The 12,197-nt window shown below is 44.0% G+C and carries 16 protein-coding genes; 4 read left to right on the top strand and 12 right to left on the bottom strand.

The annotated features are described in order from the left end of the window. Complete coding sequence (locus OCU74_RS03595) at positions 1-585, top strand: BON domain-containing protein (protein WP_087480284.1); 585 nt, start codon at positions 1-3, stop codon at positions 583-585. An 87-nt stretch (positions 586-672) separates the two neighbouring features. Here OCU74_RS03595 and sspB read toward each other — a convergent pair whose 3' ends face one another. The 8 genes from sspB to zapE all read right to left on the bottom strand — a co-directional run bounded on the left by sspB (position 673) and on the right by zapE (position 6,821). Further along, a complete protein-coding gene (sspB, locus tag OCU74_RS03590) occupies positions 673-1,131 on the bottom strand; it encodes a ClpXP protease specificity-enhancing factor (protein WP_390623646.1) in 459 nt (152 codons plus the stop codon). Positions 1,132-1,161: 30 nt separating this feature from the next. Next, positions 1,162-1,797, bottom strand: a complete 636-nt coding sequence (gene sspA / locus OCU74_RS03585) for a stringent starvation protein SspA (RefSeq protein WP_087480282.1) — start codon at positions 1,795-1,797, stop codon at positions 1,162-1,164. Positions 1,798-1,891: 94 nt separating this feature from the next. Then, a complete protein-coding gene (locus OCU74_RS03580) occupies positions 1,892-2,623 on the bottom strand; it encodes a cytochrome c1 (protein ID WP_087480281.1) in 732 nt (243 codons plus the stop codon). Further along, entirely contained in the window at positions 2,620-3,882 is a 1,263-nt protein-coding gene (locus OCU74_RS03575; RefSeq protein WP_390623639.1) for a cytochrome b, read from the bottom strand. The genes OCU74_RS03580 and OCU74_RS03575 overlap by 4 nt, the downstream gene beginning before the upstream one ends. Next, the gene (gene petA, locus OCU74_RS03570) at positions 3,882-4,475 is read right to left on the bottom strand and encodes a ubiquinol-cytochrome c reductase iron-sulfur subunit (protein ID WP_087480726.1); all 594 of its coding nucleotides are present in this window, start codon (positions 4,473-4,475) and stop codon (positions 3,882-3,884) included. Before petA ends, OCU74_RS03575 begins: the two co-directional genes overlap by 1 nt. Positions 4,476-4,648: 173 nt before the next feature. Further along, positions 4,649-5,041, bottom strand: coding sequence for a 30S ribosomal protein S9 (rpsI, locus tag OCU74_RS03565; RefSeq protein ID WP_038183163.1), 393 nt, complete (start codon positions 5,039-5,041; stop codon positions 4,649-4,651). 15 nt (positions 5,042-5,056) lie between these two features. Continuing rightward, positions 5,057-5,485 (bottom strand): 50S ribosomal protein L13, encoded by a 429-nt coding sequence (gene rplM / locus OCU74_RS03560; RefSeq protein ID WP_087480279.1) that lies wholly within the window; start codon positions 5,483-5,485, stop codon positions 5,057-5,059. Positions 5,486-5,717: 232 nt separating this feature from the next. Further along, on the bottom strand, positions 5,718-6,821 hold the full coding sequence (gene zapE, locus OCU74_RS03555; protein ID WP_087480278.1) for a cell division protein ZapE: 1,104 nt from the start codon (positions 6,819-6,821) through the stop codon (positions 5,718-5,720). 150 nt (positions 6,822-6,971) lie between these two features. Between zapE and zapG the strand changes: the two genes are divergently transcribed. The 3 genes from zapG to degS all read left to right on the top strand — a co-directional run bounded on the left by zapG (position 6,972) and on the right by degS (position 10,088). Further along, positions 6,972-7,421, top strand: a complete 450-nt coding sequence (zapG, locus tag OCU74_RS03550; RefSeq protein ID WP_087480277.1) for a Z-ring associated protein ZapG — start codon at positions 6,972-6,974, stop codon at positions 7,419-7,421. A 118-nt stretch (positions 7,422-7,539) separates the two neighbouring features. After that, complete coding sequence (locus OCU74_RS03545; RefSeq protein ID WP_087480276.1) at positions 7,540-8,907, top strand: Do family serine endopeptidase; 1,368 nt, start codon at positions 7,540-7,542, stop codon at positions 8,905-8,907. 116 nt (positions 8,908-9,023) lie between these two features. Next, the gene (gene degS / locus OCU74_RS03540) at positions 9,024-10,088 is read left to right on the top strand and encodes an outer membrane-stress sensor serine endopeptidase DegS (RefSeq protein ID WP_087480275.1); all 1,065 of its coding nucleotides are present in this window, start codon (positions 9,024-9,026) and stop codon (positions 10,086-10,088) included. Positions 10,089-10,188: 100 nt separating this feature from the next. Here the strand turns inward: degS and rplS are convergent, their stop codons facing one another. The 4 genes from rplS to rpsP are packed head-to-tail and all read right to left on the bottom strand — an operon-like array spanning position 10,189 to position 12,179. Beyond that, complete coding sequence (gene rplS, locus OCU74_RS03535) at positions 10,189-10,542, bottom strand: 50S ribosomal protein L19 (RefSeq protein WP_087480274.1); 354 nt, start codon at positions 10,540-10,542, stop codon at positions 10,189-10,191. A gap of 42 nt (positions 10,543-10,584) precedes the next feature. Next, positions 10,585-11,328: a tRNA (guanosine(37)-N1)-methyltransferase TrmD gene (gene trmD / locus OCU74_RS03530; protein WP_087480273.1), complete on the bottom strand. Its 744-nt coding sequence runs from the start codon at positions 11,326-11,328 to the stop codon at positions 10,585-10,587. Between the two features lie 25 nt (positions 11,329-11,353). After that, complete coding sequence (gene rimM, locus OCU74_RS03525; protein ID WP_087480272.1) at positions 11,354-11,908, bottom strand: ribosome maturation factor RimM; 555 nt, start codon at positions 11,906-11,908, stop codon at positions 11,354-11,356. A 22-nt stretch (positions 11,909-11,930) separates the two neighbouring features. After that, a complete protein-coding gene (gene rpsP / locus OCU74_RS03520; protein ID WP_087480271.1) occupies positions 11,931-12,179 on the bottom strand; it encodes a 30S ribosomal protein S16 in 249 nt (82 codons plus the stop codon). Positions 12,180-12,197: the final 18 nt, after the last annotated feature.

Raw genomic sequence — 12,197 nt, 5'->3', positions numbered from 1 at the left:
ATGAAAAACTTAACCATTCTGATTACGTTATCTCTTGCTGTTATGTTGTCTGGATGTGTTGGGTTGTTTATTGCCGGCGCAGCGACAACAGCCAATATTGTGACAGATCCCCGGACAACCCAGGAAATTTGGGATGACAACTACATTGAATCTGAAATAACCGGCTTAATCAGAAAGCCACCTTATCGCGGAAAGACCCGGATTGTATCCAATTCTTTCCGCGGTACGGTTATCCTGATGGGACAGTCACAGGATCCCGAACTTTTGAAGTCATTAGAACAGGATGTCAGTCAAATTAAAGGCGTCAGAGAAGTTCATGATCAGGTCAGGATTCGCCAGCCATTAAGTACTGCTGACATCAGCCAGGACAGTTGGCTTACAACCAAAGTCAAATCGTCCCTGCTGACAGACAGTCAGCTAAATGGTGTAAAAATTAAAGTGATCACTGAAGATAAAGAAGTTTTCTTATTTGGCTATGTTACACCTGAACATGGAAACCGGGCCGCGGAAGTGGCGCGAAATATCTCTGGAGTTAAACGGGTTATCAAAGCATTCCAATATGGAACAATTATCAAGAAACCATGATCATTTATATTTTTCTGGTCATATAAAACAAAAAGCAGCCTAGGCTGCTTTTTGTTTTAGTCGATTTATAACCGAATTGAAATCAAACTATTTTACAACTCTCAGACTGGGTTTTCCTCTGGGCCGGGGTGGCTCATCATCAGGAGAAACCGAATCTTCGTCATCAATTTCAGGAACGTCTTCTGTGCTCAAAAGCGCTTCTGGTTCCTGGGCCTGTTCAAGCTGTCGAATATATGAATCCTCCGGCTCAAACATTGTTCCCGCACCATTTTCACGCGCATAGATTGCCTGAACAGCATAAACAGGAACAATCACAGAGTGAGGGCTTCCTCCAAAGCGGGCATTGAACATAATGGCATCATTACCCAACTCAAGATTACCGACAGCTCTTGGTGCGATATTCAGAATAATTTGCCCATCCTGAATAAACTCGACAGGAACCCGAACACCGGGAAGCGTCGCATCAACAACCAAATGAGGTGTTAAATCGTTCTCTAACAACCAGTCATAAAAAGCCCGCAGCATATACGGGCGACGAGGAGTCATTTTATCCATGAGTCGTACATCCTACCCGAATTAACGAGATAAACGCATCTCACGCTCGGTTTCAGTCAAAGAAGCAAGGAATGAATCCCGTTCAAAGACACGGTTCATATAAACTTTCAGCTCTTTTGAACCAGGGCCAACCAGATCAATTCCCAATACAGGTAAACGCCACAACAACGGAGCAAGATAACAATCCACCAGACTGAATTCTTCACTCATAAAATACTCAAATTCAGCAAAGACAGGCGCCAGTGTCAGCAAATCGTTCTGTAACTTACTTCTTGCCGCGTCTGCTTCACCTGCAGAACCATTCATAATTTTGTCTGCCAGCGAATACCAGTTCCGCTCAATACGATAAACCATCAGGCGGCTATTACCGCGTGCTACAGGGTAAACCGGCATCAATGGCGGATGTGGAAAACGCTCATCCAGATATTCCATAATGATTTTTGAGTCATAAAGTGCAAGTTCGCGATCCACAAGCGTCGGTACCGACTTGTATGGATTTAACTCTGTCAGTTCCGCAGGTAAGTTTGATTCATCGACTAACTCTACCTCAACACTCACACCTTTCTCAGCCAGAACAATTCTTACCTGATGACTATACATATCTGAAGCACTTGAAAATAAAGTCATCACAGAACGTTTATTGGCAGCAACAGCCATGGAACCCTCCAGCACACATAATAATAAAAACAATGGAGGCAAGCCTCCATTGATGATTCAAAACTCTGACAAACAGCAAGCTATGGTAGCATAATTAGTGCACATCACGCCAATACTCTTTCTTCAACGCCCAAACAATCATTGTCAACAAAAGCAAGAAGCCTATCACCCACCATCCTAGTGAACGCCGCTCCAGTTTCGAAGGTTCACTCACATAATCCAGAAAATGAACCAGATCCTGAATCGCCCGATCATATTCTTTCGGGGACAGTTTCCCGCTCCCACCACTGGACGTTCCTGTCACAATGATCTTTTCCTCTCCGTTAGAAAAAAGCTGCTCATAAACAGGCGAAGGCATTCCTTGAAGCGGTTCAAGAACATGAGGCATGCTGGTCTGTGGATAAATGAAATTATTCACCCCAAAAGGGCGGGAGGGATCCACATAGAAAGCCCGCAGATAATTATAAACCCAGCTATCTCCCCGCAAACGGGTGACCAGTGTCAAATCCGGAGGTGAAACGCCGAACCATTTCCGGCCTGCCTTTTCAGAAATCGTACCGTCGATGACATCACTATTCTTAAAATCCGGTCCAAAATATTTGATCATCTGAGGTTCGGTCAGTTTCAGATCCTGTTTAATACGACCATATCGCTGATACTGAAGTCCATGGCATCCCAGACAGTAATCTGAGTACAACTTCACGCCACGCCGTAATGAGTCAGGATCTGAAGAATTCATACTGATCGGTTCAAAATAGAGCTGATTTTCCGAGGCCAGACTAAAAAAACTGACTATCAACAATAAACCTGCTGCTCCCTTTTTCATCCTGTAACACCTTCAGGTAACGGCTTGGTTCTCTCACGTTTACTGTAAAAAAACAGCAGAACAAAAAACATAAAATATCCAAGTGTAAATACCCTCACCAGACCGGTATGAAAAGAGAAATCCGCACTCATCGCCCCCATAGCACCCAATCCGATAAAACACACGGCAAACTGAGCAATATTAAACATATGAATTTTACTGCGATAACGAATTGACCGAACCTTACATCGATCAATCCAGGGCAGCAGAAAAAGCAGACAAACCGACATACCAAGCATGACAACACCAAGCAATTTATTCGGTATTGCCTGTAGCATTGCGTAAAAAGGCGTAAAGTACCAGACAGGAGCAATTGATTCAGGCGTTGTCATTGGGTCAGCTGCCTCAAAGTTTGCCGACTCCAAGAAGTATCCGCCACCATCGGGACTAAAAAACAGGATATAGCAGAAGAAGAGTAAGAAAATACTTATTCCGAATAAATCCTTCACACATCCATAGGGGTAAAAAGGGACTGAATTAATCAAGTCATATTTTCGGGTATAATCGTCATGGAAATCAAACTGTGGCTTATATCCTTTCCCCATTGTTCCTTTCGGCAATTTCGTCTCGGTTCCATCCGGATTATTCGAACCAACTGTATGTAATGCAGTCACATGGAGAACAATCAAAAACAGTAGCATCAAGGGTAAGGCAATCACATGTAAGGCAAAAAAACGGCCCAATGTCACACCGGAAACGATATAGTCACCCCGGATCCATGTCATCAGTTCATCCCCTACAACAGGAATAGCACCAAATAAAGATGTAATAACCTGAGCTCCCCAATAAGACATCTGCCCCCAGGGAAGTAGATATCCCATAAAAGCTTCAGCCATCACTACAGATAAAGTAAGCATCCCTAAAATCCATACCAGCTCTCTGGGTTGCTGGTAAGAGCCATAAATAATCCCCCGATACATATGGAGATAAATGACGATAAACAGAGCGGACGCTCCCGTTGTATGCATATAGCGTAAGAGCCAGCCATAGTCCACATCCCGCATCATCATCTCCACAGAAGCGAATGCGCTGTCTTGCGTAGGAACATAGCTCATCGTCAGCCAGATACCGGTCACAGCCTGATTCACCAACACAAGCAAAGCTAACGAACCAAACAGGTACCAAAAATTGATATTTCCAGGAACCGGATACTGAGAAAAATGCTTTCTCCAGAAATTAATCACAGGCAGACGGGTTTCGAACCACTCTTTCACTGCCATCACGCTTCTCCATTTTCATCAATACCAATGAGAATTTTATGTTCATTGAGATACATATGTCTGGGAATAACAAGATTGTACGGAGCTGGCCCACCGATTAAAACACGACCGGCCATATCATATACAGCACGATGGCAAGGACAAAGAAATCCGGTATTTCTATCTGACTTCTGTGTACCCAAAGCATCCTGCCGATAGTTCGGAGAGCATCCAAGATGCGTACAAACACCAACTGCAATAAAATATTCTGGTTTCAGAGAACGATAAACATTTCGTACATAGTCAGGCTGCTGTGCCTGAATCGAATCAGGGTCTTTGAGACGAGTGTGATGGCTGGACAGTTCAGCGACTACAGAAGGAGAACGCCGGATAATCCAGACAGGTTTGCCACGCCATGCAACCCGCATCATCTGCCCTTCTTCCAATTTACTGATATCAACTTCAACCGGCTGTCCAACCGCCTTTACTTTTTCAGAAGGATTCAAAGACCGGATGAAAGGCACAGTAACAGCAGCAACTCCAACACCGCCAACAACAGCAGTGGTTGCAGTTAGGAAACGTCTGCGATCATTGTTAAACGATGAATTACTCATCGAAATGTTCTCCTGAAAAACCATAACAGTTATCATTTTTTCATGCTTTTTTCTGGTGGGCAACCAGGTTTCAGGAAAGAAAACGAACGATGCTAAATGAGCTCTCCGGTAAATTGCAGGTATAAAAAAACCCGGCAATATGCCGGGTTTTTGCAACCACATGTAAAACGCGATTAACGTTTTGAGAACTGTGGACGACGACGAGCTTTACGTAGACCAACTTTCTTACGTTCAACGCGACGAGCGTCACGAGTCACGTAACCAGCTGCGCGTAGAGCAGGACGTAGAGACTCATCGTATTCCATAAGAGCGCGAGTGATACCGTGACGGATAGCACCTGCCTGACCAGAAATACCACCACCTTTAACAGTGATGTACAGATCAAGTTTGTCAGTCATTTCAACCAGCTCAAGAGGTTGTTGAACAACCATACGAGCTGTTGGACGACCAAAGTACTCATCAAGGCTACGCTTGTTGATTACGATGTTACCGCTGCCTGGTTTGATAAAAACACGTGCAGCTGAGCTTTTGCGACGGCCAGTGCCGTAGTATTGATTCTCTGCCATTTTCGAAATCCCCAATTAGATGTCTAGTACTTTTGGTTGTTGAGCAGCATGGTTGTGCTCAGCGCCAGCGTAAACTTTCAGTTTACGGTACATAGCACGGCCTAGAGGACCACGTGGAAGCATACCTTTAACCGCTAGCTCGATAATCATTTCTGGTTTGTGGTCAATCAGCTTATCAAAAGTGATAGACTTGATTCCACCAGGGAACTCAGAGTGACGGTAATAAGTCTTAGCTGCTGTTTTGTTACCTGTTACAGTAACTTTCTCTGCATTGACAACGATGATGTAATCACCAGTATCAACGTGAGGTGTATATTCAGCTTTATGTTTGCCACGTAAGCGAGATGCAATTTCACTTGCCAGACGACCAAGAGTTTTACCCTCTGCGTCCACAACATACCAGTCGCGTTTTACAGTTTCTGGTTTAGCAACGAAAGTTTTCATGCTAATAATAACCCGTTATTTAAAATTTACACTTCAAGGAGCAAATGCTCCCACTGTCTAAGAGCCCAGTCATCACCCCTTCGAGTGGTTGGCACTCTCGGTCTGAATAAAAAAAACAGACCTACAGTAACGGTGGGTCGCAGGATTATAGAGAAGAGCGTAGAAAAAATCATCTTTTTTCTGACAAAAATTTCACTTTTCCTCCCAAGATTCCTTCAATCTTCTGGAAGAACTATGACAAATGCTCTTTCAGCAGATAATCGTGACTTTGCATCTCAATCAGACGGGAACGACAACGCTGAAACTCAAATGTTAATTGCCCGCTTTGATACAGTTCATCCAGCGCCACTTCAGCAGAAATGATCAATTTGACATGGCGTTCATAGAACTCATCAACCAAAGCAATAAAACGTCGGGCAGCATCATCTAATAACACATTCATCTGCTTCACATCGGCCAGCAATACGGTATGGTATAAACGAGATATCTCAATATAGTCATTCTGACTTCTCATGGTCTGGCACAACTGCTCAAATGTTGCAAACAACACCCCATGCCCGGCTTTCAGCACCGGTATTTCCCGATGATTCACTTCAATCACCGAAACAACGTCCAACTCATGACTAATCAGTTGGCGATAATAATCTTCCAGATTATTCCGCGATTGTTCATCATTGGGGAAATGGTAGATTTCTGCCTGCTCCAGAGTTCTCAGCCGATAGTCAATCCCACTATCTACATTCATCACCTGGCAGTGAGATTTGATCAACTCGATGGCAGGCAGAAAACGGGCTCTTTGTAACCCATTCCGGTACAGGTTATCTGGTGGAATATTCGATGTGGCAACTAAAATAATCCCCCTGGCAAACAAAGCCTGGAAAAGCGTTCCAAGAATCATTGCATCGGTAATATCCGAAACAAAGAACTCATCGAAACAAATAATTTCTGTCTCAGATCTGAACTTATCAGCAACAAGCTCCAGTGGATCATTCACGTCATGGAGTAATTTTAATTCTTCATGAACCCGGTACATGAAACGGTGAAAGTGTACTCTCATCTTTTTCTGTGTCGGCAAAGCTTCATAGAAAGTATCCATGAGGTAGGTTTTACCCCGGCCAACACCACCCCAGAAATATAATCCTTGCGGCGGCTGGATGCTCCGGGATTTTTTCCCGAAAAAACGCGACATTATCGACTCTTTTTCCACGGGTCTTTCCAGATAAGCGAGAAGGCGGTGATAAAGGTTATCTAAAGCATCGACAGCAAGTGACTGAGCTTCGTCTTTCTGAAAGTTGCTATCTTTCAAATCCTGATCGTAACGTTGCCTGGGTGTCATAAATATCTAGTAAAATAAGAAGAGAGGAAAGTGTGTAGTACAACACACGCTTTTTGCTTTATCAGCTAAAGAAGTCATAGTACCATGTCCTTTGAGCATGTGTAACCTTTTGGTAAAAAACATGTTAAATAACAACGATAAGGAGCTGTTATGCCTTGGATCTATACAATTGTAGGTTTATTGATTGGATGTGTCGTCGGTGTCGTTATAGCTCGCCTGACAACCCCCCAGTATAAAAACCAGAAGTCCTTACAAAAAGACCTGGACAGTGCAAAGTTTGCTCTGGAACAGCAGCGACAGGAGCTCATGGATCATTTTGCTCAAACAGCCGAAATGCTGGATATCATTGGTAAAGATTATACCAAGCTCTATCAACATTTAGCCAAAACATCTTCAGAGCTCGTCCCTAATCTTCCCGAGCAGGATAATCCATTTATCAAAACAATCGTCAAACATAAAGAACCAGACACTGAATCGCAAAATGCCCAAAACCAGAATTTCCCACCCAAAGACTACGCATTAGGAGCTTCAGGAATGCTGAGAGATGAAGAAAAGCCTATCATTCACTCAAAGGATATCGTCAACGCACAGGTGAGTTAAAATTTTTGTGAACTTTGCTAAGGTTTTTGAGTCTTAAAAAAACACCGACGCTGTTGAAACTTTTATATCAAGATATCAGATAGTTACCAACAGGCGATTTTCAAAGAGGAGTTTTAAGATGAAAAAACCTTTGCTTGCATTAACAGCCCTATCACTATGCATTAGTTCGATCATCACCCCGCTGCCAGCAGCGGCAGCTTTACCGATTGCCGTAAACGGAGAACAACTACCAAGTCTGGCTCCCATGCTGGATAGTGTCACCCCTGCGGTTGTATCGATCGCAGTAGAGGGAACTCAAGTCTCCCACCAGCGTCTTCCGGAGCAATTCCGTTTTTTCTTTGGCCCTGACTTTCCAACCGAGCAACTTCAGGAACGTCCTTTTAAAGCATTAGGATCCGGTGTCATCATTAATGCAGACAAAGGATATGTTGTAACCAATTATCATGTCATTAATGGTGCTGACAAAATCCGTGTCAAACTCTACGATGGCCGTGAATATAAAGCCGAACTGGTCGGTGGCGACAAGATGTCGGACATCGCACTGGTTAAACTGGAAAAAGCGAAAAACCTTACTCAAATCAAATTGTCAGATTCAGACAAAATCCGCGTCGGAGATTTTGCCGTTGCCATTGGTAACCCATTCGGTCTGGGACAAACAGTCACTTCCGGGATTATTTCAGCTTTGGGGCGGAGTGGTCTGAATATTGAAAACTTTGAGAATTTCATCCAGACCGATGCCGCGATTAACAGTGGTAACTCGGGGGGAGCGTTAGTTAACCTGAAAGGTGAACTTATCGGTATCAATACGGCAATACTGGGCCCAAGTGGTGGTAATGTCGGCATTGGTTTCGCTATCCCAGCCAACATGATGAAAAACCTCACCGACCAAATTCTCGAATACGGTGAAGTAAAACGCGGCATGCTTGGCGTTCAGGGTGGCGAGGTCACATCAGAACTGGCGCAGGCAATGGGTTATGAATCCAGTAAAGGAGCCTTCATTAGCCAGGTTGTTCCTGATAGTGCCGCGGATAAAGCAGGATTAAAAGCAGGCGATATTATTATTTCCGTTAATGGTAAAGAAATTGATTCTTTCTCTGAACTCAGAGCAAAAGTTGCCACTCTGGGAGCTGGTAAAAAAGTGGAACTGGGCATACTCAGAGACGGGAAAAGTATGACATATAACGTGACACTGGGTGAACAGAATGAAACAAAAACCCAGGCCAAAGCCCTGCACGAAGGGTTATCAGGTGCTGAATTATCCAATACAACTTCGGGTGATTCAATTCAGGGAGTCAAAGTCACTAATGTTGAAAAAGGCTCACCAGCTGAAGGATACCAACTCAAGAAAGGTGATATCATCATTGGTCTGAATCGTCAGCGTATAAAAAATATTGCCGAATTGAGAAAGATCCTTGATAAATCGCCAAGTATTCTCGCATTGAATATCCAACGTGGTGATCGAACAATCTATCTCGTTATTCGTTAATTATCTAATTATTGGGCCTTTCTGAAGAAGGGCCCATTTTCTATTGATTCAGACAGTGCTATTCTTTCAACCCTATATACATGTTTTTTATGGTTCAGTGTGTGGATTGAGAGCATATGATAGCTTACTTACTTCGTTCTGTCGGAATCGGATTAGTGACCGCACTGGTTATTATTGTTTCCGTTCCTTCTCTGAGAAGCCATATTTTTCCGCCAAAGATAACGCCTGAGCCAACGAATATCGGTTCATTGCAAATCACATTCAATCAGGCCGTCCGTCGGGCAGCTCCGGCTGTCGTCAATATCTATAGCCGAAAATACGCTGCAAATGATCGCTCTAAACTTTCAACGCAAGGACTGGGATCCGGCGTTATTGTTAGTGAGAAAGGCTATATCATTACCAACTACCATGTCATTGCTCAGGCTGATCAGGTTATTGTCGCTCTTCAGGATGGTCGGGTAGCTGCTGCACAGCTTGTAGGTAAAGACAGAAGAACAGATATTGCCGTCCTGAGAATTGAAGATACCAACCTTCCCGTCATACCTCAGAACCAGAAGTACTCTCCTCAGGTAGGTGATGTTGTTCTTGCAATCGGAAACCCGTATAACCTTGGCCAGACAACAACCTTCGGTATCATTTCGGCAACAGGCCGTTCTTCTATCAGTGCTGATGGTCGTCAGGCGTTTATTCAGACTGATGCAGCGATTAACGAAGGTAACTCCGGAGGTGCATTAGTCAATACTCAGGGAGAACTTGTCGGAATAAACACGGCTTCATTTCAACAGGCAACCGACCTGGAAACCTATGGTATTTCTTTTGCGATTCCCTATAAACTAGCCAATAAAATAATGGAAAAAATTATCGCTGACGGCCGGGTAATTCGGGGATACATAGGTATAGACGGTCAGGATATCAGTTCCGTAGCTTCCCGGCTTCTTGGAAATGAGCATATTGGCGGTATCATTGTTCTAGGCGTCGATCCCAATGGTCCCGCAGCTTCCGCAGGTTTTAAACCGCAAGATATCATTATCAAAATTGATGGACAAAAAATTAATGGGCGTCAGAGTGTGATGGATCTGGTTACCGATCTCCGACCAGGAACAATCATTCATGTCGATGTTATCCGTAAAGGAAAGCAGATAACCATTCCGGTAACCGTTGCCGAAGATACCAGAGAATAGTATTCATTCCCGGAGGGTAATTAGCCAACCCACTCATAAGCATAAAAAAAGCGGAGCCATATGGCTCCGCTTTTTTGAGAACGCATGTCTGAAGACAGCATTATTTCTTAGCAAGTTTCTCTTTAATACGAGCAGACTTACCAGAACGTTCGCGTAGGTAGTACAACTTGGCACGACGTACTGCACCACGACGCTTAACTTCGATACTGTCAACAATTGGAGAATGTGTTTGGAACGTACGCTCAACACCTTCGCCGTTCGAAATTTTACGAACGGTAAATGCTGAGTGAAGACCACGGTTACGTACAGCAATTACAACGCCTTCAAACGCCTGTAGACGCTCACGATCACCTTCTTTAACCTTAACTTGCACGACAACAGTGTCACCTGGTGCAAACTTAGGCAGGTCTTGTTTCATTTGCTCTTGCTCAAGAGCTTTGATGATATTACTCATTATTAATTTTCCTAGAATAAACTGATACTCAATTAATTGAAGTTACTTAGATTGATATTCTTGAATAAATTCAACCAGTAACTGTTCCTGTTCGTCAGTCAGAGCTAGGTTTTCCAGGAGCTCTGGTCTTCTTAGCCAAGTCCGGCCCAGCGACTGTTTCAGTCGCCAATGGCGAATGTCCTGATGATTTCCCGATTTCAATACAGCTGGAACTTCTTTTCCATCCAATATTTCCGGGCGCGTATAATGTGGACAGTCCAGCAATCCATTGGCAAAAGAGTCTTCTTCTGCCGATGCGAAATCCCCAAGAACACCGGGGACAAACCTAGAGGCCGCATCAATCATTGTCATTGCCGGCAATTCGCCACCTGTCATCACAAAGTCTCCGACAGACCACTCTTCGTCAACTTCAGATTCAATAATACGCTCATCTACCCCTTCGTACCGACCACAAATTAGAATCAGATTCTCATTCGCCACCAGTTCTTCAACTCCACCTTGGTCCAGTTTTCGGCCCTGTGGAGAAAGGTATATGACTTTCGCCTTACCGGGAGCTGCCGCTTTCGCCGCATGAATGGCATCACGCAAAGGCTGAACCATCATGAGCATTCCGGGGCCACCCCCATAGGGTTTATCGTCTACAGTACGATGTTTATCATGAGTGAAATCTCTTGGATTCCATACTTCAACTGATAATAACCCTTTTTTTACCGCTTGACCTGTGACTCCATAATCGGTCACAGAACGAAACATTTCAGGAAAAAGGCTAATTACGCCAACCCACATCACTCTCTCGCTCTGTTCCCCGGAATCAGAATCCAGGATCCCAGTCAACTTCGATCCGTTGAGCTTCGCGATCAATATTCTTAATCACTTGCTCTTCAAGAAACGGAATTAAACGTTCCTTTTGTCCAAAAGCATCTTTCAGATTCGCTTTCACAACCAGAACATCATTCGAGCCGGTTTCCATGAGGTCAACAACCTCACCCAGATGGTAACCACCTGTTGTGATCACCTGCATACCGAATAATTCTCGCCAGTAGAACTCGTCCTCTGACAGTTCAGGTAATGATGCAGAGTCAACTGAAATTTCAAAATTGGTTAAAAGGTGGGAGTCTTCACGAACATCCAGCCCTTCCAGCTTCACCACCATCCCTTTGTTATGGCGCTTCCAGCTTTCAATTTTGTACTCAATCCACTCTCCCTTACGGTTAATATACCAAGGGCTATAATCAAAAATGCTTTCCGGATTGTCTGTGAAGGAAAAAACCTTAAGCCAACCGCGAATGCCGTAAGTAGAACCGAATTTACCGACAACAATTTTATTTTCACGCTCGCTCATCGTGTCTTTGCCTTCCATCGACATTTACTAGTCATCTACAGATAGATTAAGCCGCTTTCTGAGCGTCTTTCACTAGCTTAGCTACACGATCAGACAGAGATGCACCTTGTCCAACCCAGTGGTTTACACGATCAAGATCCAGACGTAGACCTTCTTCCTGACCTGATGCAGTAGGATTAAAGAAACCTACTTTCTCGATGAAACGACCAGTAGCTGAATTGCGACTATCCGCAACTACAATTTGATAAAATGGACGCTTTTTAGCGCCGTGACGTGCCAAACGAATGGTTACCATATCGTCCTCTTTGCTTGC

The sequence above is a fragment of the Vibrio mangrovi genome, from assembly GCF_024346955.1.
Classification (GTDB): Bacteria; Pseudomonadota; Gammaproteobacteria; order Enterobacterales; family Vibrionaceae; genus Vibrio; species Vibrio mangrovi.
The sequence above is the reverse complement of the archived record's forward strand: the minus strand, read 5'-3'. Positions and strand labels throughout refer to the sequence as shown.